Raw genomic sequence first — 25,552 nt, forward strand, 5'->3', positions numbered from 1 at the left:
TTTGTTGCCGCGACACCACTTACTTGGCCGAAGAATCACGAACCACCGTCAACACGTCCTCACCGAACCGCTCGAGCTTCTTGGCGCCGATGCCCGGGATGGCGACGAGACCGCGATCGTCCTGTGGAAGCTGTTCTGCGATCGCCGTCAAAGTCGTGTCACTGAACACAACGTATGCGGGCACCTTCAACTCGCGGGACTTGTCCAGTCGCCACAACTTCAAGGCGTCGAGAAGTTCGACATCTACATCCGAAGGATGGCTTTCGCATCTACCCAACATCGTTGCGGCGGAACCGATCAACGGCTTCCCACATAGGCGGCACTTGGGGCCGGATTTCTTGGTAGCCGGTACTGCAATCCGAGACGCAGGTGAGTCCTCCGGAATCAATCCGTTGAGAAAGCGAGATCGTCGACGCGACTTCCGCCCACCCTCGTTGCGGGCCAACGCCCACGACAGGTGAAGATGCTCCCGAGCGCGCGTGACACCGACGTAGAGGAGTCGCCGCTCCTCTTCGATTGCAGCATCGTTGCTCGAACTCGGATCATTGCCCAGCGCGTGCGAAATGGGAAGCGTTCCGTCGGCAAGGCCGACGAGGAACACTGCATCCCATTCCAGCCCCTTCGCTGCGTGCAGGGAGGCAAGGGTGACGCCCTGTACGACCGGTGGATGCCGGGCCTCGGCACGCGCTGCGAGTTCACCCAGGAGACGATCGAGGTCCAACTCGGGATCCTGCGCCAGCAGTTCCTCGGTCACCTGAACCAGACCGCCGAGTGACGCCCATTTCTCACGGGCCTGAGCACCTGCTGGTTCCGTTGCGGTCAGACCGAGCGGTGCGAGAACAGCGCGCACGAGTGAGGGCACACCACTACCCGACTTGGACTCCATCGGGAGATCGTCTCGACCAGACGCCGTGCGCAAAGCAGAAATACCCTGGCGAACTTCCGGTCGGTTGAAAAATCCTTCGCCGCCCCGAACCTGGTACGGGATCTTCATTTCCGTCAACGCCTGCTCGTGAACCTCCGATTGAGCGTTGATCCGATACAGCACCGCGATTTCCGAAGGTGCCACACCCGAAGAAATCAATCTCTTCACAGCGCGGGCGACTCCATCGGCCTCGGCCGGCTCGTCGTCGTATTCGAAGAACGCTGGTTCCGGCCCTGACGGGCGCTGCCCGATCAACTGCAACCGGGTACCGGCGATGCGTCCTCTCGCTGCGCCGATGACTCGGTTGGCCAACGACACGACCTCGGGTGTCGAACGGTAGTCGCGTTCGAGTCGGACGACTGTGGCGTCGGGGAAGCGTCGGGAGAAGTCGAGGAGGTAACGCGGGGTTGCCCCGGTGAAGGAATAGATAGTCTGATTCGCATCTCCGACGACGGTGAGATCGTCGCGTTCTCCGAGCCAAGCGTCGAGGACTCGCTGCTGAAGCGGCGTCACGTCCTGGTACTCGTCCACCACGAAGCATCGGTATCGCTCGCGAAATTCGTCAGCGACCGCGGAGTGCTCTTCGAGAGCAGCCGCAGTGTGCAACAGCAGGTCGTCGAAATCGAGCAACATGCCGTCACCGCCATGAGTCTTGAGGTCCTCGTAGCCCGCGTAGACCGATGCGACCTTCGAGGCGTCCATGGGAACTTCTCGATGCAGGCGCGCCGCTACCGCGGGATAGTCCTCGGGCGCAACGAGCGAACCTTTGGCCCATTCGATTTCACCCGCCAGGTCCCGGATCGAATCGGTGGACGTCGACACACCCGCACGATGGGCGGACTGGCTCACCAGTGCGAACTTGCGATCGAGCAGTTGCCAGCCGGTGTCACCGACAACCTGCGGCCAGAAGTATTTGAGCTGCCTGAGCGCGGCAGCGTGAAAGGTTCGCGCTTGCACCGGCGGGCCTTCACCACCGACACCCAACTCGCGGAGGCGGCCACGCATCTCCCCTGCCGCGCGTGCGGTGAAGGTCACCGCAAGCACCTGGCCCGCCGATACGTGCCCGGCCGAGACCAGGTGCGCAATCCGCCTGGTGATGGTCCGAGTTTTACCTGTTCCTGCACCTGCCAGAACACACACGGGACCACGTGGCGCCGACACGGCAGCAGACTGTTCGGGATCCAACCCGGCGATCATCGAGTCCACTGGCATGCCGACCATCATGTCAGGAGGCACCGACGGTTCTTGGAGCGCGGTTCCGGACGCCGGCTGGCCGACTGCTGCCATGGAACAATCACACACCGGACGGTGTTGAATCTCCTCGTGACTACTTCCGAAAACCAGGCCGCACTCACCGTCTACTCCACTACGTGGTGTGGCTACTGCCGCAGGCTGAAGACCCAACTGGACGAAGCCGGTATCGAGTACAAAGAGATCGACATCGAGAAAGATCCGGCGTCGGCCGAGTTCGTGGGCAGTGTCAACGGAGGCAACCACATCGTCCCCACCGTGCTGTTCGCCGACGGCACCACTGCAACCAATCCCTCACTCGCTGCAGTGAAAAGCGCTTTGTCGATGTAAGGAGCCCGGGCCGAGACCGCTAATCGACGGCGGCCCAGGCCTCGAGCATTCCGCGTGCGATGGAGATGGACCCGGGGAGAAGCAATCGTGAGTCGGAATCTGCTGCCCAATCCCCCAACTTCAGCGCCGCTCGCACTTCCTCGCGGTCGAACCAATGAGCCTCCACAATTTCGCCGTCCAGAAATCGCAGGGGTACTTCCGGGTCGCCTACTGCCGAGAAGCCGATCATCACCGACCGGGGAAAAGGCCACGGCTGACTTCCCAGGTAGGTGATGTCGGACACGGTGATGCCGACTTCTTCGGAGATCTCACGGACGACACATGTTTCCAGGGACTCCCCCGCCTCGACGAATCCCGCGAGAATGGAGAACCTTCGCTCGGGCCACGTCGGTGCACGTGCGAGCAGGACCCGGTCAGCGCCGTCGTGAACCAGGCAGATGACCGCGGGGTCCGTGCGGGGAAACTCCTCGTGACCGTCGGACGTGCTCGTCCTCGACCATCCGGCTGCCGACGGCGTGGTTGCCGCCCCGTCGATGGCGCTGAAGCTGGCTCTGGCGTGCCAGTTGAGGATGGCGAGCGCGGTGGTGAGAATCGACAACTCGGTCTCGTCGAGGCGCTCTCCAATTGTTCGTAGATCCCCCAACTCTCCGGTCAGGGCGCCTACGCGCTGAGCCCAAAGATGGTGGCCGTCTCGAATTCCGAGAAATACCGCATCCAAGGCAGGCTCGGCCGCAACCTCGGAGGTAGGTGTGTGGACGAGGCCCGATGCATCGATCCGGAACCGACCTCGGTGATCGATCTGTACGACTTTCGCGGTCGGCCAGCCCGCCCGAAGAGTTTCGGTATCTTTTCTCGACTCCTCGGCGCGATCGAGCGGCGACCGTGACAGAAGCGGGGGTTGAGCAAGTTCGAATCGTGGCACAACGACGACACTATCGTGGAGGCGTCGGACCCGGCCGTAGGACTGGAGCGACTACGCCGAGCGAACGCAGGCTCGCGTGCTCGACATCCCGCCGTCAGTCTCCGACGCGACGAATGTAGAGCAACCTGTCGGTCGCCTCGACTGCATCGACCTCGGGCGATCCGACACGGAAGAGCTTGCCGCTGCGGACAACCCCCAGAACGATGTCGGTCAGATGGCGAGGAGAACCCCCGACCTCGTCGCGTTCGACTTCGCGTTCGGCGATGGCAAAGCCCGCCTCGGGAGTCAGAAGATCCTCGATCATTTCCACGACGTTCGGCGTCGTCGTAGCGATTCCCAGCAGTCGGCCGGCGGTCTCGGAAGACACGACCACCGAGTCGGCACCGGATTGCCGCAGCAGGTGAGTGTTCTCTGCTTCCCTGATCGCCGCGACGATCTTCGCTTTGGGCGCGATCTCGCGCGCAGTCAGCGTCACCAGGACCGCGGTATCGTCCCGGTTGGTGGCGACGATGATCGCTGCCGCATGTTGTGCACCGGTCAACCGCAGAACATCGGACTTGGTAGCCGAACCGTGCACGGTCACCAACCCCATGCTCGACGCCGATTCCAGCACAGCGGGGTCGGTGTCGACGACGACGATCTCCGACGCAGGAACACCGTCACCCAGCATGGCGTCCACAGCAGTGCGGCCCTTGGTTCCGAAGCCGATGACCACGGTGTGATTGCGCACTTTGTGCCTCCAACGCTGAATTTTGAATGCCTGCCGGGAGCGCTCGGTGAGTACTGCGAGCGTCGTACCGACCAACAAGATGAGGAAGAAGATTCGTAGCGGCGTAAGGACGAGAATATTCACCAGCCGCGCCGACGGCGTGATCGGTGTGATGTCACCGTAGCCGGTCGTGGAGAGCGAGACGGTTGCGTAATAGAGGGAATCGAGGAACGAGAGTTCGTCGCCCTGCGCGTCTATGTAGCCGTCTCGGTCGATCCATACGATCAGCGCCGCGAAAAGCAACACTGCCAGTGCGACCAGAATGCGTCGATAGATTGCGCGCCACGGACTGCTCTGTAGTTCGGGCACGCGAAGTACGCCCACGAGTGCAAAGTCGGGTCTGTCGGTCAGCGTGTCCCCGGCGCTCAGACGCGCTCGTAGCCTACCTGCCACGTCGGCTACCTAAGTCGATGTCATCCACGGCTGGCAGCGTAACCCTGTTCGAGGACTTCGTAGTACCGCAGCGGAGAGTTTCTCTCGTACCAGTGTGGGACGGTATACGCATGAGCGAGCACAAAAGCCAGGCTGCAGCAGTCCGCCTCGCAGTGATATTGGGCGGCGCGGGTGTTCTCCACTTCGTCACGCCCCAGTTCTTCGACATTCAGGTTCCTGCCGCGTTGCCGGGCAAAGCACGGACCTACACCCAGGTATCAGGGGTGGCCGAACTCGCCGTCGCTGCGACGCTCGCGGTGCCGCGGACCAGACGTCTCGGGGGTGCACTGGCCGCTGCGCTCTTCGTGGCCGTATTCCCCGCGAACATCGACCTTGCAAGACGGTATGTCCAGAATCCGAAGACCTCCCCCGCAGTCAAGGCTGCATTGATAGCCCGGCTTCCCCTTCAAATACCGTTGGTGACCCAAGCACTGAAAGTGCGCCGTAACGCATCCTAGGTCGCTTCGAAAACCTATGCCTCGCTGGCTAATTTCCCGTGCGGGGTTCCGTCGATGAGCGCGGCGAGCATCTTGACGTCCGGCAAGTCGCTGGGGGCGACAGTGCGCCCGCTGCGCACGTAGTGGAATGCCGCACGAACCTTCTCTAGCGGGACAGGGTCCGATTCGGGGCGCGCAGCGGACATCAATTCAGCCCAGGCGATTCGATAGGCCGCCAGCTGCATGACCACCGACTGCTCTTCGGTGGCTGTCGGTTCCTTTCCGGTCTTCCAATCGATGACAGTCCAGCCTCCGTCCGGATCAGCGAACACCGCATCGATGCGACCGCGCAGAACTGTGCCCGCGACCGATGTCTCGAAGGGAACCTCGACTTCGATCGGGCTCCGGAGCGCCCAATCGGACGCGAGAAACGCGTGTTGCAGAGTCTCCAGATCGATGTCGGCCGCCGCGCCGTTGTCCGCAGAGCCCGGAAGTTCGTCCAGGTCGAGCAATCGAGTTGCCCCGAACCGCCGTTCGATCCAAGCGTGAAAGGCTGTCCCGCGCCGCGCGAGCGGGTTCGGTGGGAACGGTAGCGGTCGCCGGAGCCGTTCGGCCAACGCATCGGGATCTGCGGCGAGGTCGACCAATTGGCTCACCGAAAGATTCTCGGGCAACGCAATCGTCACCGTCGGGTGAAAGCGCTCCTCACGTTCGGCCAGGAGGGCATCTACATCGGCAGCCCAATTCTCAGGATCCGCGACGCTCTCGGGGTCCGCCTCATGCGGTGACGTCGCTGCCGAAAGCGCCGCGATCACCGAGCGCGCGCCGTTCTCCACGGCAGGGCGACGTGCACCGAGTGGGTCGCGTGGCCAGATCGCTGAATACGGTTCTGCGCTCAGCGGATTGGCGGTACCGCTTTCCGGTGCTGGGGCCCATCCGTCGATCACCGCAACCGGCTCGGATCCTGTGGCGGCGGACTCGTCGACGAACTTCTTCAGCTCGTCCAAGAACGGGGACGGACCGCGAGGCTTGGAACTGCTCTCGTCCCACTGGTGGCCGGAAACGAACAGTGCACGCTCCGTTCGGGTAAGCGCAACGTAGAACAATCGGCGATCCTCGGCGAGACGGCGACGGGCCAGCGCGTCCTTGTGCCGACCGACAGCTTCTTGGAGATCCTTCCGGCTGTACAGCTCACTCAGATCCAACACGGGCACACCGTCGGAACCCTCCGCATCGAGCGCTCTGTCTCCCCGAAGGGCGGGCGGTAGCTCGGCCATTGCGCCGAGCCAGGTCGACGATGCAGTCGACGACGGGAACACGCCCTTCGAGACATGAGGGACAGCAACGACTTCCCATTCCAGGCCCTTCGCCGAGTGCACCGTGAGCACCTGCACGCGATGCGGTGACACCTCGACCTCACCGGGGGCCAAACCGTTCTCGACTGTTTCCGCGGCCGAGAGGAACGAAAGAAACCCTGTGATCGTTGCCTTGGGGTTGTCTGCGTAATCAGCAACGACACCGGCGAACTCGTCGAGATGTTCCCGGCCGACGTCTCCTCCAGTTGTGAACGGTGTACGTGCCTGAGCCTCGGTCCCGATTCCCATCAGTCGTTCGATGTCTGCGACGAGCTCGGTCAAAGGCTGACCGATGCGCTCACGCAACGTGTGCAGTTCTGCTGCGAGTGCAGTGATACGGCGTCGGCCCACCTCCGAATAGTGCTCTGCCGGGCCTGGATCGGCGATTGCGTCCGCCAGACCCGCATCTTCGGAGTGCTCGCCGGGCAACGAGCTCCCGAGCGCAGCGTCCAGTTCGGCGGCATCCTCGACACGTCCCACTGCTCCATAGCCGGACCTTATGCCCAGCTCTCTGGCCCGGCGAGAAAGCGCACGAAGGTCTGCGGCACCGATTTGCCAGCGGGACCCGGTGAGAATCCGCATTGCTGCGCTACCTGCCAACGGATCGGCCACTACCCTGAGCATCGCGATCACGTCGGCGACTTCGGGGATGTGAAGCAAACCGCCGAGCCCCACGACCTCCACCGGAAGGCCTCGTTCACGCAGAACCTCGGCAATCGGTTCGGCGTCTGCGTTGCGCCGCACCAGCACTGCCGCTGTCGGGGGTGTACGTCCGTTCTCGGCTGCGGACCGATACTCCCCTGCTATCCGGTCGCCCACCCACTCACGTTCACTGAGCACTGTGTCGGTGACCGTCAATCGAACATCACCAGGGGTTGCCCCCGGACGTGCGCGAAGTGTCGGCACACTGACTCCTGTTTGCCGGAGTGGCGCCGTGACGAGGTTGGCCAGCTCGAGCGCCTCCGGTGGGTTGCGCCAACTGGTCGACAGCTCGAGTCGCGGGGCAGGTGCACCTCCCACCAACGGAAAATCCGTCGCGAAACGCGGAAGGTTGGCCGCCGAAGCACCACGCCAACCGTAGATCGATTGCATCGGATCTCCCACTGCTGTCAAGGCAAGGGTGGAATCGGAACCTCCTCCGAACAGTGAAGACAGCAAGACTCTTTGAGCGTGCCCGGTGTCTTGGTATTCGTCGAGCAGCACCAACCGGAATCGTTCTCGCTCGGATCTGCCTACCTCGGGATGCTCGGCAGCGACTCGCGCAGCCATGGACATCTGACTCCCGAAGTCGAGTGCCCCCTCACGTCGAAGTGTCTCGGCGAGGCGGCTCACGAGGGGCAACAGCGCGACTCGCTTATGTTGCGCATCGAGAATATCGAGCAGCTCTTTCGTGGGTCCGCCGCGCTGCCCAGCACCTGGCGCGAGGGTGTGCACGAGCTTGTCCAGATCGGTGTGTGCCTGTCGCAGATCATCGGGATCGACAAGGTGCTCGGCAAGTTGACCCGACAGAGCCAGTACGGTCTCGGTGATCGAGGTCGGGTTGCGGTCGGTATCGAGGTCGCCGTCCCAGGTGCTGACGACGCGGTGGGCGAGTTGCCACAGTTCGGTTTCCGAGAGCAACGTGGCAGAAGGCTCGATCGGCAACAGGAGTCCGTGTTCGGTCAACAATCGTCCAGCGTACGAGTGGTAGGTGCTGACCTCCGGTTCTCCGCTCACGATGCGGTCACGTAGCTGCAGACTGGGGTCGAGCGCACGCACGACCTCCGATCCGGCCAGCCGCGCCAAACGAGCTCGGATTCTCGACGTCAGTTGCTGCGCAGCCTTTCTGGTGAAGGTGAGCCCGAGAACGCTGTCCGGGTCCACGAAGCCGTTGGCAACCATCCACACCACTCGGGCCGCCATCGTTTCGGTCTTCCCGGCACCTGCTCCGGCGACGACGAGTGTCGGTCCGAACGCAGATGCGATGACCGCGGCTTGTTCGGGGGTCGGTGGATGCTTCTGACCGAGCGCACTCGCCAGTTCGATCGGATCGATTCGAGCTGAACCGACGTCGATCGGAGCCCGATTCTTGGAGCGAGCCATCATCGGTCGGTCACCTGTCTGCCGGTCTCGTGCGCTGGGCAACTCGATTTCACGGGGCAGTGTCGACACCCGTCGTTGACGAACGCGGCGAACGTCGGCCCCTGTGTCGCGGACGCCGCCTCGTGCACGGCATCACGCCACTCCTCGAGGACCTCCGGAGTCGGCGCCGGCTGGATTCGCTGCGTCGCCCCATCCTTGTTGTGGGATTTGGCCACGAACACCAATCGCGCTCCTCCGGGTTCTCCCGCAGGCTCACCGGCGATGGCACCCGCCGCTGCGGCGACCTGATACGTCGCCAGCTGACTATGTCTGCGGGCGTCCTCTTTCGACATCACGGTCCTGGCAGTCTTGACGTCGATGATCACGGGGCGTCCGTCGGCATCACGCTCGAGTCTGTCGATCCGTCCGCGAAGAGCAACCGACGGTTCTCCCTCGGACCGTGACTCCAGAATTCCGTCGACCTCGACTTCGACGCCTATTTCGGTGAGTTCGCCGCGAGTACCGCGAAGCCATGCCTCGAAGGTATTCAACATGGCTTCGGTTCTTTCCAACTCGTGCCGCGAATACCACTGCGAACCCAAGTCCACGCCATCCCAGGCAGTTTCGAGTGCCCGCCGAACCTGCTCCGGTGGCATCTTGCCTGCCACAGCCTGCACGAGGGTATGCACGAGAGTGCCGGTGACGGCGTGCGTATTGGCGCCGTCGTTTCCGCCGTGCCGATCGAGCATCCAGCGCAAAGGGCACGTGGTGAGCTGCTCGACCGTGGAGGGTGAGAGCGGCACCGGCCCGTCTTCGAGGGTCCACAGCGGAGAATCGGTACTGACTCCACCGATACCGAACCACTCTTTCGGGTCCGCCCCTTTGACACCTGCCCGCGCCAGCCGAGCAAGTTGCTGCGCAGCCCGGTCGTGTTTGGCTGGATCATGTTCTGCGACAATCGGATCACAGACCGCACTACGCAATTCTGCGACGAGCATAGGCAGTGCCAGGATGCGACCGGACACGTACGCCGGCGGAGCGGCGGGCGCATCGAGGTCCGGCTCCCCCCGCCCCTGTAGCTCGTCGATGAACCGGGACCTCACCAGATCGGTGTCGCCGGTACTCGAATCCACGGCGGTCACCAATAGCACCGACCGCGCGCGGGAGCAGGCGACGAGAAAAAGCTTGCGTTCCGCTGCCAGCAGGGGTGCGGTCTTCGACAGCTTGTCATCGATCAGCTCACCGGCATCGGCGATTCCGGCAGCGAGATCGACCAGGACCTCGGTACCGAGAAGACTTCCCCGCGAGCGAAGCCCCGGCCACAAGCCTTCCTGCACGCCCGCGACTGCGACCAGTTCCCACTCCCGACCAGCTGCTGAGTGCGCACTCAGCACCGTGACCGCTTCGGGTTGCACGGTCGAACGGATGGAGTTGGACGTCGAAATCTGCTGTCCGGAGATGTAGTCGACGAAACCTGCGAGTCCCGCCTGGGGTAACCGGTCGACATACGAGGCAGCTGATTCGAACAACGCGACAACGGCGTCGAGATCCCGATCGGCCTGCGCACCAGTGGATCCACCTCGCGTCGAACTGGCGGCCCAGCGCCTCTCCAAGCCCGATGCCTGCCACGCTGCCCACAGCACGTCCTCGACCCCGCGGCTTCGGCGCGCAGACGCTTTACGGACGACACCGAGTACCTTGCGCAGCGGCGCAGATTCGACATCGGACAACGCTGCGACAAAGCGGGCACTGGACCGGGCTGACGCGTCGCGGTCCTCGGAGTCAGGGGATTGTGCAGACTCAGGGGGTTGTGCAGCCTCTACGATCACGGCGCGAAGCAGTTCGGCAGAGTCGCGTTCGCCTCCCGAGGAGAGCTCGATACGCCGTATTCCGCGGCGCAACCGACGCAGGCTCACCGGATCCGCACCGCCGATCGGGCCGGACAACAATGCCAAAGCGTCTTCGCCGTCGAAGGATTCGTCGACGATCGCACGCAGCACGAGCAGTAGACCGACCGCCCCGTGTTGTCGATGCACGGGGATCTCGGAGGCAGGCGTGACGATCGGTACACCCGCGGACTGCAACGCCCGCCGCAGTGGCGCGATCGTCCTGGGCACGGATCGCACTACGACGGCCATGTCCGACCAGGGCATTCCGTCGTCGAGATGCGCTCGTCGCATGGCATCGGCGATGAGTGCCGCTTCCTTGGCCACTGACGGCAGGGTCTGCACGAGGGTGCGAGTTGCACCGTATCGAGGCTCTCCCACCGCTTCGGCACCCCGGTGTCTTCCTGTTCCGGCGAGCCTGCCCGCGATCGGTCCGGTGATCTCGACAATCTCGCTGCTACTGCGGAAGTTTCGATCGAGGACGATCCGTCGCTCCGAACCAGGCTCGGCGAGATCGGCGACGAACGATGGATCGGCGCCGCGGAACGTGAATACGGACTGGTCCGGATCTCCGGCTATTACCGTGCTCTCGGTGTTGATGCCGATGAGCCGAACCAGCTGCGCGGCCTGCGGATCCAAGTGTTGGGCATCGTCCACCACGAGATGTCTGATCCGAGCGCGCTCCGACGCCAGCAACTCGGGGTCGGTGGCGAATGCCATGAGTGCGCTGCCGATGAGCTCGGCGGCATCGAGGCCAGGCGCCGTCGCTCCCGCTGCTTCTACCCCGACAGCACCACGCAGCAACAACGACTGCTCGTACCTCGCTGCGAACTTTCCGACTGCGACCCACTCGGGGCGAGTGTGCCGACGCCCGAGCTTGACGAGATCTTCCGGGCCGAGGCCACGCTCGGCCGAGCGGAGCATCAAGTCACGAACCGCGGTGACGAATCCCGACATACCGAGAGCAGGACGCACGCGCTCGGGCCAATCAGCGGCCCCGTCTTCGATGTCTCCCCGCAACATCTCTCGCACCACTGCGTCCTGCTCGGCACCGGTGAGCAAGCGTGGTGGCGGATTGCCGTAGATGGCTGCCTGCAGGCGGAGAACGGCGAAGGCATACGAGTGAACGGTCCGAACCAGTGGCTCACGAGTTGCACGTGGTGCGCGCTCCCCGGCGAACAGTCCAGCCGTTATTTCTTCCCGGACCGCCGTGGCAGCGTGCTTCGATTGCGTCAGTACCAGCACCGATTCTGGGTCGCCACGCACAATCCGCGACACCGCGTAGTCGGCGACCAGCGCTGTCTTTCCCGTACCCGGGCCACCGAGGACTTGCCACGGGTTCCATCCGGGCGATCCGTTCGATGCGGCTTCGGCCGCGTTTTCATCGCTGGAGAGAAGGCGGGCAGCGGGCCCGGTCCAGATACGGCGAGGGGACTTCACCTTGGGCGCCCGAACGAGCGTGGTGGTACCCGCGCCGCTGATGGTCGGTACTCCGCTCGGATTCGCCGTAGTCATGGAGAGGATTCGATCATGCGCCACCGACAGACCCTCAGCCGCGCGCGTGTTCGATGCTCGAATTCTCGTCCACGTGATGTGGGTCGGGCCGCGATGCGGCATAGTGTCAGCAGTGCCAGAATTGAACTTTCACCAGTACGGCCCGGACACCGGACCCGAGATCCTAGCAATCCATGGGATGACCGGCCACGGCGCTCGCTGGGGTGACCTTGCCGACAATTATCTTCCGCAGGCCCGCGTGCTCGCTCCGGACCTGATCGGCCACGGCCGTTCGCCTTGGACGCCGCCGTGGGATATCGGTGCGCAGGTCGATGGGCTCAAGACACTTCTCGACAACCATGCCCACGGGCCTGTTCTCGTCGTCGGCCATTCGTACGGGTGTGCGTTGGCGGTCCACCTTGCCGTGAAGCATCCCGAGCTCGTCCGCGGGCTCGTCCTGCTCGATCCCGCGATCGAACTCGACCCCGTCGACCTGCTCGAAGTGGCCGAGCTGACTGCGGTGCATTCCGACTACACGGACGCCGAGGAAGCAAAAGCCGAGAAGATCAACGGTGCATGGGCCGATGTACCCCAGGCGTTACTCGATCTCGAGGTCGAACAGCACCTCGAGACGATGGACAACGGCCGAGTCAAGTGGCGGATATCCACCGCAGCAATAGTCGCGTCCTGGGGCGAACTGGCCAGGCCGCTACTGGTACCGCCGACGGATACACCGACCGTCGTCGTGCAGGCAAAGCGGGTGCAGCCGCCGTACGTCAGCAAGGAACTGAAGGCCGCATTCCGCGAACAATTGGGCGAGAATCTCACTCTTGTCCAGTTGGATTGCAATCACATGGTGGCCCAGGCGAAACCCAAAGAGGTTGCCAAGTTGGTCCTCGAATTGCTGTAGATGGCTGCGATCACGGAGGAACACGTCGAGCGGGTACGCGAGATCGTTGCCTCGGTTCCACCCGGAAGGGTTGTGACATACGGCGATATCGCAGCGGCCGCAGGATTGTCGAGTCCTCGAACAGTCGGGTGGATCATGCGCACCGACTCGGCGGACCTACCTTGGCACCGCGTCGTGCCCGCCAACGGAAGACCGGCCGCGCATCTGGCGACACGGCAACTCGCCGAGCTACAGGGTGAGGGCGTCGAGATTCGCGACGGCCGTGTAGACCTCCGAACTGCCCGCTTCGATCTGGGCTGAACAACTTCAGACGATGTGCTCGACGGCAGGCGCGTCGGCCCGCAGGCCGAGATCTCCTGTTGCCACCTTGGCCAATACATCCACCGCCGCAACGATTTCCGAAGCGGATCGGGTGAAGGGAATGCGCAGCCTGTCGTCGAACGCATAGCCGGTTCCAAATCTGGTCCCCGAGACGAGAAGCAGATCGCGGGTGGCCGCACGGCGAACCAGATCCTGCGAGGACAAACCCTGCGGCAGTCCGCACCACAGTGACAATCCCCCGTCGGGAACGCGAAATGTCCAGTCGGGTAACTGGGTAGCCACCCGGGAGACGAGCAGATCTCTACGCTCGCGTAACCCTGCAACACGCTCGGCGACAATATCGTCGAGCACCGCGAACAATCGGACAGCGGTGGCTTGCTCGACCATGGAGACCGACAACTGGCGGCGGTTGTACACCCGAGCCATGCGGGAGATCAACTGCTGATCCGATCTGACCCATCCGACCCTTAGCCCACCCCACACCGTCTTGCTCAACGAGCCTATCGAAATGGTTGCCGTACCTGGAACGGGAACTCCGAAGGGCTCGAGGGGATCCGAATGATCCAGTGTCAGATCGGCGGCGACTTCGTCCACGATGGTCAACACGCCGTGCCGAGCCAACGTCGCCGCCAGTCTGCGCCTGCCGTCGGCTGTCATCCGGTTGCCCGACGGGTTGGAGAAGTCCGGCATGAAGTAGGCAAGTGTCGGGGCGTTCTGGCGCGCGGCACGGTCCACGTCCTCGACAAACGCGTCGGGGTTCCCCGCGTCGACCGCCACCGGGACGGGGAGAGCGCCGAAGCTTTCCAGTAGTTCCGGTGCCCCCGGATATGTCGGATGCTCTATCAAGACGCGGTTACCGGGACTGACGAACGTATCCAGTACGAGATGCATTGCGTCGCCCGCACCCGAGACGACCAACACCTGATCCGGCGTGGTGGGCAGGCCGCGACGGGAGTATCTGTCCGCGATGGCTCTACGTAGATCCGAGGTGCCCGGTGGGGCGTAGCCGTGCCCTGCCATGGTCTTCGCCAGTGACGACACCGCGTCGACGAGAGCATCTGCAAGGAACGGCGAGGCCTCCGGCGCCGCATTGACGAAATCGAGAACGCTCGAACCCTCAGAGCCCATCATCGATACCCAGGAACTCCCGTCACTGGGGATCGCGACGAAGGTGCCTGCCCCGTGTATCGCTGCCGCCCAACCTTGCTCGCGTAGTTCCCGGTACGCAGAGGTGACCGTCACACGGCTGACGCCGAGTTGGGCGGACATAACCCGCTCGGGCGGCAGTCTCTTGCCGGCCGGGACGGTGCCGTCGGCAATGATTGCGCGTAACTGATTCGCCAGCGAACGGTAGAGCGGCATCCCCTCGATCTTGACCGATCCCATCAGTCCCGCAAGGGTGCGCGCATCTACCTCGGATTGAGTGTCGGCGGAATTGGCGGAAGAGCCGACGCGGGATGACATCAGTCCAGTTTCACACACAGGCCCTAGTAAATCTGTCCTATTACAGTCCAATAATGAGTCATGTTGATAATAGGACTGCTTCTGGTGATCCCAGTTGCCTCGTTGGCCTGGCTCCCCGTCATTGTGCGAAGTGGCGGTCGGTGCGGCCTCGACGGCCCGCCTCGCAGTCATCGGCTACCCGACGCGGCCTCACGCACTAACCTGAAAGAATGAACCTGGGGCAATTCGATCCGCGTCCGACCGCGAAGTACGCACTTGCCACTGCGAGTGGTTTCGTCGCGAGCGCCGGATTGGTCATCGAAGAGGTCTCGGGTACGCGCGTCGTAGGTCATATCGAGCTCACCCCGGAACACTTCACCCCATGGGGAGTGGTGCACGGCGGGGTCTACACGACCGCTGTGGAGTCGGCTGCGAGTATCGGAGCCAGCGAAGCGGTGAAAGAACGGGGCGAGTTCGCAGTCGGGGTCCACAACGCAACCGACTTCCTGCGCGCCAGCAAAGGCGGTCGCGTCGATGTACTGGCGGAACCGTTGCAGCAAGGCAGAATTCAGCAATTGTGGCTCGTCACCATCACGGCATCCGACAGCGGAAAAGCACTTGCACGCGGCCAGGTTCGGTTGCAGAACGTCCCACTACCGGCGTGAACAGCGAGAATCCGAAGTTCGACGCGATCGTCCTGGCCGGGGGACGCGGCTCGCGGATGGGTGGGGTCGACAAACCTGCGTTGACCGTCGGACGGCGAAGCATGATCGGGATCGCAGTGGAGGCGGTGGGGCGGGCCGGTCTGATAGTGACGGTGGGACCGACGCGGCACGACCTGGATTCTCGTGTCCTGCAGACCCAGGAGTCGCCTGCCGGATCGGGGCCGGTCGCTGCGGTCGCGGCCGGTCTGAGCGCACTGCAGGAATCATCGGCAGATGTGGTGGTCATTCTTGCCGCCGACCTACCGTTCGTCGACGCTAACAGCGTCGACGCGCTTCTCGCTGCGTCACTGACCAACTCGACAGGTGCGACGTTCGTCCGTGACGAAACAGGAAGAACGCAATACCTTTGCGGTGTGTGGGATCGCTCGAAGTTGGTGGCGACACTGGCTCGAGTAGGCACACTTGCGAACCGCTCCGTGCGATCGATCGTCCCCGACGACTGTGCAGTCCTCGACCTATCCGAAGTATCCGGCGATTGCGATACCGTCGAGGATCTTTACCGGGCACGGGCACGACACGCCGTCGCCGATTCCGTACCACCGGCGCTCACCGTCGGCCAGGCCCGCCAGCGGATTCGGGAAAGACTCGCCCCTGGCGCGCCCCGACGAGTACCACCGTTACAGGCGCGTGGAGCGGTCCTGGCCGAGCCGATGATCGCTACCCGCCCCCTCCCCTACGTGGACATATCGGCAATGGATGGTTATGCGGTTTCCGGCAACGGACCGTGGACTGTCAGAGGGGACATCGCCTATGCCGGTACCAGCGGACTTGGGGCCATTGCGCAGGGCCACGCTGTTCGAATCGCCACCGGTGCACACGTTCCCGCAGGCGCGACCTCGGTAGTCCGCGACGAATTCGTCGAGTTCGATTCCGCCGGACAGTTGCGCCTGTCCCCGAACGTGACGCAGCAGGACGACACGCGGCACCGCGGAGAGGATTGGCACGCCGGTGCAAAGCTAGCGCCTGCCGGCACCTCCGTTTCGCCTGCAGTCATGTCTGTCGCATTGAGCGCAGAGGTCGCCGAGCTGACGGTACGCGGCCCGATTCGCGCGCAAATAGTACTGAGCGGCAACGAGATCCAAGCGTCCGGTCCACTCGAAGCAGGGCAGACACGCGACGCGCTCGGACCAATCCTGCCCCTGTATCTCCACGCGTGCGGAATCACCGTCGTCGACACCGTGTACCTCCCCGATTCACCGACTGCGTTCGAGGATTTGTTGAACACGTCGACGGCAGTGGACATCACGATCGTCGTCGGAGCAACAGGCGCAGGTGCCGCGGATCAACTCCGCACGGCCCTGGTCCACGCAGATGCCGAAACAGTGGTCGGTCGAATCCTGGTGCGCCCGGGCGGCTCTCAGATCACTGCGGTACTGCCGAGCGGACGAGTGGTGCTGGGGCTACCGGGCAATCCACTGGCTGCCATCGGGACTCTGCTCCTCATCGCACCCACGGTGGCCGACGCACTGACCGGACGTACTCCGAGCGCCCCTCGCCTCGGCTACCTGACCAACCCGGAAGCCGTGGGGTCGCCGACGGCTCGGATCGTTCCGGTGATGCTCGACGGCACCGGATGGCGAGCGGACACCGCTGTTCGCACAGCACACTTGCTCCACCTGATCGATCACGACGCGTTGGCCGTGGTGCCGGCCGAAGTCAGCTCGACCGAACCGGTGGAACTGCTGCCGATCGTGCGTTGAACTGCCGAGCACCTTCGCGGTATCGATTCACGACGAGGTCGACGATGACGGGGTGCACACCCAGCGGTTCGGCGACTCCGTCGGCGCCTGCCTCGGCGAGTCGATTGTGAAAAAGGCCGCGCGCAAGTAGATACGAGGCCAGGAACACTCGGCCGTGTCCTTGTGCACGCAGGGCGGTCACTGCGTCCGGGACGACGCTGTTTGCCGGGGACGCGATGGCGATATGGGCAACGGTGACTTCGATGTGGGCGATCCGCGCGAGCATGTCAGCGGCACGTCGGTGCTCGAGTTGTGCCCTGGCATCGGACGAACCTGCTGCCGCGAGGACGACGGCGTCCCCGGGGCGCCACCCCGCATCGCTCAGTCGTTCCAGCAGCACCCTGGCGAGCACTGGATCCGGTCCGAGTGCGCGAGTGACTTTCACGCTCCGGTGACCGCTGTCGGTGATCTCACGGGGTACGTCGGTGTGTACGTGGTATCCCGAGGCCAAAAATGCCGGGACCACGACGGCAGGCCCATGGACCTCGCGAAGAAGCTCGGATGGAGAGGGTCCGAGTACATCGACGAAAGCGACCCGCGACACCCCGACCTGTCCGCTCACGGCATCGGCCAATTCGGCGATCATCTTTACTCCGCGCGGATTTCTGGTCCCGTGGGCTACCAGGACGAGCGCAGGATCTGATTTCATCTAGTACTTGCTCCCTTCGCAGATGGGCATGGCGGACATGGAAGTTCGTTCGGGCATCTCGGACTCTTCGCACTCCTCGCTGACCTCGGGTTCGTCGACCGCAAGCCGGTAGCCTCGTTTGACCACGGTGTGAATGGCCTTCGGTGCGCCGAGGGCAGAGCGGAGCCGAGTCATGGCGGTTTCGACGGCGTGAGTATCTCCCCCGCCGCCGGGTAGCGATGCGAGTAGATCTTCCCGGGATACCACTCGCCCAGGTCGCTTCGACAGAGTCTTGAGCAGTGCCATGCCCGCCGGGGATACCGCACGCACTTCGCCGTCGACAACGACACATTTGCCGCGCACGCTCAGGAGGTGGCCGCCTGCGTTCATGGATTGGGAGCGTCGCGGTAGTTCCTCCGCGATATGACGCGCCAGCGCCCCGAGGCGAGCACGGGCCGGCTGCGTCGTCGCGACGTTCAGTTGTTCGAGTGGTGCGGCGGTGATCGGTCCTACACATACCGGCAGCACCCGGGTACGCATCGATTGCAGCAAAGGTTCGAGAACGCCGTTCTCGTGTGCTCGCATCAGCAGGGACGCCAGTGCGGGCGCACTCGTGAAGCTGATGGCGTCGAGATCTCCGACGATGACTGCTTCGATCATGCGGTCCATCGGAACGCTGTCGTCCGGTGCGATCCAGCGGTACACCGGAACGGGCACCACTTCTGCTCCGGCGGCACGCAATGCCTTGCAAAAGTCCGGAACCGGTTCCCACTCCGTTGTTGCGCCGTGGAGTTGCACCGCAATCCGTTTGCCTTCGACCCCCTCTGCGAGAAGATGTTCGAGCACTTCTGTCGAAGATTCCGATGCCGGTGACCACTCTTCGCGTAGGTCGGCTGCGCGGATTGCCCCCTTGGCTTTCGGCCCCCGGGCCAGCAGTCGCGACGACGCAAGTGCTGCTCCGAGGCTTTCGGCCTGCCCCCAGCCGTCGGCCGCCTCGATCCAGCCTCGAAATCCAATTCCCGTCGTTGCGACGGTGATCGTCGGCGGATCGGCGATGATGCTGGCGGTGACGCGTTCCAGTTCGGCGTCGTCGGATAGCGGAATGATCCGGATGGCCGGTGCGTGCATTACCGAGGCTCCACGCCGAACGAGCAGCGTCGCGAACTCCTCGGCGCGCCGCGACGCGGTGATACCGACGGCGAATCCTGCCAGAGGTTCCCCGGTCTCGGCAGTCGAGCTCATGTCGATGCGCCACGCACGAAAATCACGCCGCCCGAGATCTTGGTCTCGAAAGATCCGAGCGAGATGTCGCTGACGTCGAGGCATCGGCCGTCGAGAAGGGAGAAGACCTGCTTGAGCAACGGCGAGGCCACGGTGGGTTCACCATTACGGTCGCCGACGAGACCCCTGGACATGACTGCTGCCCGGCCGAACGGATCGATGTTGCCGACCGCGAACACACGCGTATCTGGCAATGCGAACAACGCCACTTGGGTTCCTCCTCTCAGCAGAACGGCGACGCCTCGTCCAGGAACGAGCGCGTCGACGGTGCACGCGGCAGTCCACGAGCGCGCGGATTCGGTGCCCGATGTCGTGGGCAGCTGCTGGTTCCTGTTTCTGGTGGTGCTGGTTCGAGACTCGATGACAGTCATCACGTACCTCCTGGTGCTATTGCACGTTGCCCGTGTTTCTTGATCGTTAAGTAGCGGTTACTCGGATGTGCACATCCGATCGGACCCCGGCATCCCCATCAGCACCGGAACCTTGCGCTCACCCGACTCATCGAAGGCAATGGTCGGATCGATCGCCTCGGGCACATTCACGAACGAGACGAATCTGCCCAACTTCTCCTCGTCCTCGAGAACGCCTGCCCATTCGTCCTTGTAACCGGCCACATGGCGGTCCATATCGGCCTCGAGTTCGGCGCCGATCCCCAGGCTGTCCTCGCAGACGACGGCCTTCAGATGCTCGAGACCACCATCGAGCGCATCGAGCCAAGGCGCGGTCCGCTGCAAACGGTCCGCGGTCCGCACATAGAACATGAGGTACCGGTCGATGTAGCTGACGAGGGTGGCGTCGTCGAGATTCGATGCGAGCAACCGCGCATGCTTGGGCGATTGGCCACCATTACCGCCGACGTAAAGATTCCAACCACCTTCGGTCGCGATGACGCCGACATCCTTACCCCGCGCCTCCGCGCATTCGCGAGCACAACCGGAGACACCGAACTTGATCTTGTGGGGTGAGCGCAGGCCTCGGTATCGATTCTCGAGGTCAACGGCCATCCCCACCGAATCCTGGACGCCGTAACGGCACCAACTCGATCCGACGCAACTCTTGACCGTGCGCAACGACTTACCGTAAGCCTGACCGGATTCCATGCCCGCGTCCACCAACCGCTTCCAGATCGCAGGTAGCTGCTCCACGCGGGCTCCGAACATGTCTATTCGCTGACCGCCGGTGACCTTGGTGTACAGACCGAAATCTCGTGCCACCTCACCGATGACGATGAGTTGTTCCGCCGTGCACTCCCCTCCCGGCATACGTGGAACAACGGAATACGTGCCGTTCTTCTGAATGTTGGCCAGGAAATGATCGTTGGTGTCCTGTAGAGATGCCTGCTCACCGTCGAGGATATGGTCCGAGGACGTCGAGGCCAGGATCGAAGCTACGACCGGCTTGCAGATGTCGCATCCAGTCCCTTTGCCGTACTTGACGATCAGCGAAGAGAACGTGCGGGTGTTCGTTGCCCGAACGATCTCGAACAGCTCGGCACGAGAGCGACCGAAGTGCTCGCACAGCGCCTTCGACATCACCACACCCGATGCGGAAAGAAGCGCCTTGATCGACGGAAGGCATCCCCCACACGTCGTGCCGGCGTTCGTGCAGCTCTTCACCGAGGCGAGATCACAGGCCCCCTCCGCGATCGCGTTGCAGATCGCACCCTTGCTCACACCGTTGCACGAACAGATCTCGGCATCGTTCGGCAACGCACCGATCCCGACTTCCTCGGCAGCAGGGGAAATCAACGATGCTGGATCGCCGGGAAGTTCCCGTCCGACCAAAGGGCGAAGCAGTGAGTACGCGGCAGCATCCCCGACGAGGATTCCACCGAGCAAGGTCTTCGCATCGTCGGAGACGACCAACTTGGCGTACGTCCCTTTCGGAGCGTCACTGAAGACAACCTCGAGCGCTCCCGGTGTGAGAGCCATAGCGTCGCCGAAGCTGGCGACGTCGACACCCATGAGCTTGAGCTTGGTTGACATATCGGCACCGGGGAATTCCGCTGCACCGCCGAGCAATCGGTCGGCCACGACCTCTGCCGTCGAATAACCAGGGGCGACGAGCCCGTAGGGAGTCCCTTCGACCGCGGCACATTCACCGATGGCGTAGACATCGGGATCGACCGTGCGGCAACCGACGTCCACCAAAATTCCGCCGCGCTCACCCACTTCGAGGCCGCAGTCCCGAGCAAGGCGATCCTGTGGCCGCACACCGGCCGAGAACACCAGCAGCGCTGCATCGATGACACTGCCGTCGGACAACTCCACCGAAAGCCCTGCCCTATCGGCATTCTCGGTGATCGACGAGGTACCGACACCGGTGTGAACGGTCAGCCCGAGGTCGGTGACCAGACGTGCCAACAGCGCGCCACCACCCTCGTCGACCTGAAGCGGCATCAGTCGCGGAGCGAATTCGACGACATGGGGCGTCATGCCCATCTTTTGCAGCGCGTTGGCTGCTTCGAGTCCGAGTAGACCTCCGCCCACCACGACACCCACCGCGCCTGGACCCGCAGCGTCCGCGCAGGTCCTGATCCGGTCCAGGTCGTCGAGCGTGCGGTAGACGAAGCACTCCGGGCGATCGTGCCCGGTGATCGGAGGAACGAAAGGGTAGGAACCGGTAGCGAATACAAGGGCGTCGTAGTCGACGGTCTCTCCGGTCGATGTCGTGACCGTCTTCGTTGCGCGGTCGATGTGCTCGGCTCGCACACCGATTCGCAGATCGACGGCTGTTTTACAGAGATCGCCTGTGTCGTCGAGATAGTCGTTGCCCGCCAGAGCGAGCTCCCGGTGATCCCAGGCGCCCACATAGGACGAAAGCCCCACTCTGTCGTAGGCGGGCAATGCCTCCTCGCAGAGCACTGTCACCTTCCAGTCGGACGCGGTGTCTCGCGCGCGGAGCGCCTCCACGAATCGGTGACCTACCATGCCGTGTCCTACAACCACCGCGTTCTTCACGTGAGTTGTCCTTTCGAGAATTTCGTGTCGAACAATGTTCGAGGAGAAAAGAATTCAGACCGCGACGGACGCGTTCGTCTTCTCGCCTTCGAGAACCCGCGGCTTACGCAGATAAACGGCCCACGTCACTGCACAGCACACAACATAGAAGGCGAGAAACACCCAGAAAGCCGTGGTTGCGGACTTCGCCGCGCCCGAGTACGAAGCTCGCAGCACGAGGTTGATCCCAACACCACCCAAAGCCCCTATGGCACCGGCAATTCCGATCAGAGCGCCGGACATCCTGCGCGAGAAATGCTGCTGCTCCTCGATGCTCATGTCCTGCAGTTCAACGGACTTGGCGGCGAAAATCGCAGGAATCATCTTGTAGACCGAACCGTTGCCGATGCCGGAAAGAAGGAACAGAAGAATGAACCCGATCACGAAGAGGGTCATCATGGTTCCGGTGGCAGCACCCACGGTGTTGTCGTCCCACGTGCCTGCGGCAACCAGGATCCCGGTGGAGAAGACCATCGCCACGAACGTGTACAGCGTGATCTTGCCACCGCCGATCTTGTCGGCGAGCTTGCCACCGAAGGGTCGTGAAATCGATCCGAGCAAAGGTCCGAGAAACGCGATCTGAGCTGCGTGCAACGACGCTTGTGCCTGCTGGGCTGCGGTAGCGGGTGCTCCGTCGGTGATTCCGGCAAGGAAATTGATCTGCAGAACCTGACCGAACGCAAAACTGAATCCGATGAACGAGCCGAACGTTCCGACGTAGAGGAACGCGATCCACCAGGAATCGGAGAACCTGAGAACGTCGATCATCGAGCGGCCGTTGGTCTTCTGGTTCTCGAGGTTGTCCATGAAGAGTGCGGCACCGACGGCGGCGATCGCGATGAAGACGAGGTAGACGGCACACACGATTTCGGGAGCCGTGTTGCCGATCGTGGCGATGACCAACAGGCCGATGAGTTGAATGACAGGCACACCGATGTTTCCGCCGCCGGCGTTCAGCCCGAGTGCCCACCCCTTTTCGCGCTGCGGATAGAAGGCGTTGATGTTGGTCATCGAGGACGCGAAGTTGCCACCACCGAGGCCGGCAAAGGCTGCGACGACGATGTAGGTGGTGTACGACGCCGGGTTCAGCATGAAGTACATGGTCAGCATCGTCGGGATCAGCAGGACGAGGGCGCTGAAGATCGTCCAGTTACGACCGCCGAATTTGGCTGTCGCAAACGTGTACGGAATCCGAAGAATCGCTCCGACCAGCGTTGGCACCGCGACGAGGAAGAACTTGCCTGCCGCGTCGATGCCGTAGACCGTCACCGGCATGAACAGAACCATCACGGACCAGATCGACCAGATGGAGAATCCGACGTGCTCGGCGACGACGGACCAGATCAAATTCCGCTTCGCGATCGTCTTGCCCCCGGCCTCCCAAGCCTCGACGTCCTCGGAGTTCCAGTGGCTGATGCGGTGCTTGATCGACACCGGAACGCTTCCTCGCTCGGGCGTCGTTGTCGAAGCATCTTGGGCTGGTGGTGCCTCGGGAATGCTGGTCACGTGGGCCTCCTGATCGCGTGGGAGACCCAAAGGTAGAAAAACCGTGTTGCGGAGGCGCTGCCTGCGGTGACCTGTCGATTAACTTGCTCTCACGGGTCGAAACCGGTGCCCGTGAGGTCGTCGGCGCTACGACCCTGCGGTTACGACCCGGCGGTCACCAGGTGTCTTCGAGCATGCGCGGGCGGCAGCACAGGTACCCGCCTACGAGCAGCACCGCAACACATCCGGTCAGGAGCAGCATCGGTATTCCCCAGCCCCCGGAGAGTGTGTGCAGCAGTCCGAACGACAGCGGCCCGGTGGCCGATACGACGTATCCGAGGCCCTGTGTGAATCCCGAGAGTGCCGAGGATCCGGCATGGGTGCGGGTACGGAGATTGATGAGTGTCAACGACATCGGGAATGTCATCGTGCCGAGTCCGATGAGGCATACCCAGAGAACGGTTCCGGCGGTCGGCGAGAAATACAGTCCGGCGAACCCGATGAGGTAGAAGACGGCAGCCGCGATGACCAAGCCATACGGGTTGCGCAGGCGCGCGCACAGCGACGGGGCGGCCAGCGAGGAAATCAGACCCATGCCGCCGAACGCTGCGACCGAGGCACCGGCGAAAGCCTCGCTGATGCCCGAATCGGTGAGGATCGTCGGTAGCCAAGTCAGCATCGAGTAGGTGATGAACGACGTCATCGAGAACATGCCGACCATTCCCCATGCCAGCGACGAACGCCAGATTTTGCCTTCTGAATGCTCCTGCACGGCCACTGCGCTGGCCGCTTCCCTGCCATCACGCTCACGGCGTGAGAGAACGACACCGAGCCATGGCACTGCCGCAGCCAAGCCCACGAAAGCCCACATGCCGATCGAGATGCGCCATCCGTACGCCTCCGCCAGGGGAACTGCCACCAGCGGAGGAACCATCGTGCTTATTTGCAGGGCACAGATGTAAAGGGTGCTGACGACGGCCAGACGATCGGAGAAGTAGCGCTTCACCAGCGGCGGAAGGACGACGTTTCCGATTCCCATTCCGGCCAACGCGAGAGCTGACAAGGCGAGGAGTGAGCCGGTCCCCGGCGCGAATGCTCGGGTAGCCATTCCGAGGGTCGTCGCCAACATCGCCACTAGGGCGGCTCGCTCGAGTCCGATTCTCTTGACGATGAGGGGTGTCAGAAGGCCGAAAACGGCGAACATCGCCGGTGGAAGCATTCCGACCAGTCCGACGACCGTGGATCCGAAGTGGAGTTCATCGCCGATACGCCCGAACAGTGGGCTGATCGAGGTCACGGCGGCACGCAATGTCAGCGCTGACAGAATGATGGCCGCGAAGACGAGTAGACGTCCTCGGACCAGATGCCTGGCGTGGGTCCGGTCGTTCGACTCTGTTACTGCAGCGGGACTCACCACCAAATCATAGGATGACCGGATCATCTGACGCAAAGCCCTAAACTGGCCTACACATCGAGAAGACAACGGGGAGTCACGCGTGCAGCAAGTTCAGCGTTCCAGCCTGATATCACAGGTCACTGCGCAGCTTCGCGAGGAAATCGTGGCCAAACGTTGGCCGGTAGGTTCGCGTATTCCGGCAGAACCCGAACTGTGCGAGCTGACCGGGACCGGTCGTAACACGGTCCGAGAGGCCGTGCAGGCGCTGGTCCACGCTGGAATGCTCGAGCGAAGGCAGGGATCGGGCACGTATGTGATGACGGTGTCGGATCTGGGTGGCGCGCTGGGAAAATACTTCGCCGACGCGCAGGACCGTGATGTCACCGAGCTACGACGCACCCTCGAGGTCACCGCGGCTACGCTTGCCGCCGAGCGAGCCGACGCCGAGGACATCAGCGCACTACGGGAGGCACTCGCCGCACGAAACCTCGCCTGGACAACTCGGTCTCGCGACGACGCGATAGCGATCGATGCGCAGTTTCATCGCGCGATCGTCGCCGCTTCACACAACGCCATCTATCTGGAGTTCTACGATTCGCTACTGCCGGTGATCCGCCGGGCCATGCATCATCACGCCGCCGAGCACGACAACGACTATGTGGACGAACATGCCGCGCTGGTCGAGGCCGTAGCGGCAGGCGACCCTCTACGTGCGGGCGAGGCAGCACGCGTGTTCTTCCGTGAGCTCGGGGCGGATCACTGA

At 63.1% G+C, this 25,552-nt stretch carries 19 protein-coding genes; 7 read left to right on the plus strand and 12 right to left on the minus strand.

The window, feature by feature from the left end; all coding sequences use genetic code 11:
- Positions 1-19: 19 nt before the first annotated feature.
- A complete protein-coding gene (locus tag H2510_RS03150) occupies positions 20-2,146 on the minus strand; it encodes an ATP-dependent DNA helicase UvrD2 (protein ID WP_186627152.1) in 2,127 nt (708 codons plus the stop codon).
- Positions 2,147-2,248: 102 nt separating this feature from the next.
- Between H2510_RS03150 and H2510_RS03155 the strand changes: the two genes are divergently transcribed.
- On the plus strand, positions 2,249-2,506 hold the full coding sequence (locus tag H2510_RS03155; protein WP_088944653.1) for a mycoredoxin: 258 nt from the start codon (positions 2,249-2,251) through the stop codon (positions 2,504-2,506).
- A gap of 19 nt (positions 2,507-2,525) precedes the next feature.
- On the opposite strand, the gene nudC is transcribed toward H2510_RS03155, so the two are convergent.
- Together nudC and H2510_RS03165 are read right to left on the minus strand one after the other, a co-directional pair.
- A complete protein-coding gene (nudC, locus tag H2510_RS03160) occupies positions 2,526-3,428 on the minus strand; it encodes an NAD(+) diphosphatase (RefSeq protein WP_186626864.1) in 903 nt (300 codons plus the stop codon).
- A 94-nt stretch (positions 3,429-3,522) separates the two neighbouring features.
- Positions 3,523-4,590, minus strand: coding sequence for a TrkA family potassium uptake protein (locus tag H2510_RS03165; protein WP_186626865.1), 1,068 nt, complete (start codon positions 4,588-4,590; stop codon positions 3,523-3,525).
- A gap of 110 nt (positions 4,591-4,700) precedes the next feature.
- Between H2510_RS03165 and H2510_RS03170 the strand changes: the two genes are divergently transcribed.
- On the plus strand, positions 4,701-5,087 hold the full coding sequence (locus H2510_RS03170; RefSeq protein ID WP_186626866.1) for a hypothetical protein: 387 nt from the start codon (positions 4,701-4,703) through the stop codon (positions 5,085-5,087).
- 14 nt (positions 5,088-5,101) lie between these two features.
- Here the strand turns inward: H2510_RS03170 and H2510_RS03175 are convergent, their stop codons facing one another.
- Complete coding sequence (locus H2510_RS03175; RefSeq protein WP_315901192.1) at positions 5,102-8,506, minus strand: ATP-dependent DNA helicase; 3,405 nt, start codon at positions 8,504-8,506, stop codon at positions 5,102-5,104.
- Positions 8,503-11,883, minus strand: a complete 3,381-nt coding sequence (locus tag H2510_RS03180) for an ATP-dependent DNA helicase (RefSeq protein ID WP_186626867.1) — start codon at positions 11,881-11,883, stop codon at positions 8,503-8,505. Before H2510_RS03180 ends, H2510_RS03175 begins: the two co-directional genes overlap by 4 nt.
- Positions 11,884-11,995: 112 nt before the next feature.
- On the opposite strand from H2510_RS03180, the gene H2510_RS03185 reads away from it, so the two are divergent.
- On the plus strand, positions 11,996-12,772 hold the full coding sequence (locus H2510_RS03185; protein ID WP_315901194.1) for an alpha/beta hydrolase: 777 nt from the start codon (positions 11,996-11,998) through the stop codon (positions 12,770-12,772).
- Positions 12,773-13,072, plus strand: a complete 300-nt coding sequence (locus H2510_RS03190; protein WP_186626868.1) for an MGMT family protein — start codon at positions 12,773-12,775, stop codon at positions 13,070-13,072.
- Positions 13,073-13,078: 6 nt separating this feature from the next.
- On the opposite strand, the gene H2510_RS03195 is transcribed toward H2510_RS03190, so the two are convergent.
- Positions 13,079-14,557: a PLP-dependent aminotransferase family protein gene (locus H2510_RS03195; protein WP_186626869.1), complete on the minus strand. Its 1,479-nt coding sequence runs from the start codon at positions 14,555-14,557 to the stop codon at positions 13,079-13,081.
- Between the two features lie 209 nt (positions 14,558-14,766).
- Here H2510_RS03195 and H2510_RS03200 point away from each other — a divergent pair, with 209 nt between their 5' ends.
- Together H2510_RS03200 and H2510_RS03205 are read left to right on the plus strand one after the other, a co-directional pair.
- A complete protein-coding gene (locus tag H2510_RS03200; RefSeq protein WP_186626870.1) occupies positions 14,767-15,201 on the plus strand; it encodes a PaaI family thioesterase in 435 nt (144 codons plus the stop codon).
- Entirely contained in the window at positions 15,198-16,961 is a 1,764-nt protein-coding gene (locus H2510_RS03205; RefSeq protein WP_315901196.1) for an NTP transferase domain-containing protein, read from the plus strand. The genes H2510_RS03200 and H2510_RS03205 overlap by 4 nt, the downstream gene beginning before the upstream one ends.
- Here the strand turns inward: H2510_RS03205 and H2510_RS03210 are convergent.
- The 6 genes from H2510_RS03210 to H2510_RS03235 form a co-directional block, all read right to left on the minus strand.
- Positions 16,918-17,649: a sirohydrochlorin chelatase gene (locus H2510_RS03210; RefSeq protein WP_186626871.1), complete on the minus strand. Its 732-nt coding sequence runs from the start codon at positions 17,647-17,649 to the stop codon at positions 16,918-16,920. The two genes, H2510_RS03205 and H2510_RS03210, sit on opposite strands and share 44 nt — an antisense overlap.
- A complete protein-coding gene (locus tag H2510_RS03215) occupies positions 17,650-18,870 on the minus strand; it encodes a uroporphyrinogen-III synthase (protein ID WP_186626872.1) in 1,221 nt (406 codons plus the stop codon).
- Positions 18,867-19,280 carry a nitrite reductase small subunit NirD gene (gene nirD, locus H2510_RS03220; RefSeq protein ID WP_186626873.1) on the minus strand — a complete coding sequence of 138 codons (414 nt, stop codon included), beginning with the start codon at positions 19,278-19,280 and terminating at the stop codon, positions 18,867-18,869. The genes H2510_RS03215 and nirD overlap by 4 nt, the downstream gene beginning before the upstream one ends.
- 57 nt (positions 19,281-19,337) lie before the next feature.
- Positions 19,338-21,869, minus strand: a complete 2,532-nt coding sequence (gene nirB / locus H2510_RS03225) for a nitrite reductase large subunit NirB (RefSeq protein WP_186626874.1) — start codon at positions 21,867-21,869, stop codon at positions 19,338-19,340.
- Positions 21,870-21,923: 54 nt separating this feature from the next.
- On the minus strand, positions 21,924-23,336 hold the full coding sequence (locus H2510_RS03230) for a NarK/NasA family nitrate transporter (RefSeq protein ID WP_186627156.1): 1,413 nt from the start codon (positions 23,334-23,336) through the stop codon (positions 21,924-21,926).
- Positions 23,337-23,568: 232 nt separating this feature from the next.
- Positions 23,569-24,807 carry an MFS transporter gene (locus H2510_RS03235; RefSeq protein ID WP_315901197.1) on the minus strand — a complete coding sequence of 413 codons (1,239 nt, stop codon included), beginning with the start codon at positions 24,805-24,807 and terminating at the stop codon, positions 23,569-23,571.
- Between the two features lie 82 nt (positions 24,808-24,889).
- On the opposite strand from H2510_RS03235, the gene H2510_RS03240 reads away from it, so the two are divergent.
- Entirely contained in the window at positions 24,890-25,552 is a 663-nt protein-coding gene (locus tag H2510_RS03240; protein ID WP_186626876.1) for a FadR/GntR family transcriptional regulator, read from the plus strand.

This window comes from Rhodococcus sp. BP22, assembly GCF_014281965.1.
GTDB lineage: Bacteria > Actinomycetota > Actinomycetes > Mycobacteriales > Mycobacteriaceae > Rhodococcoides.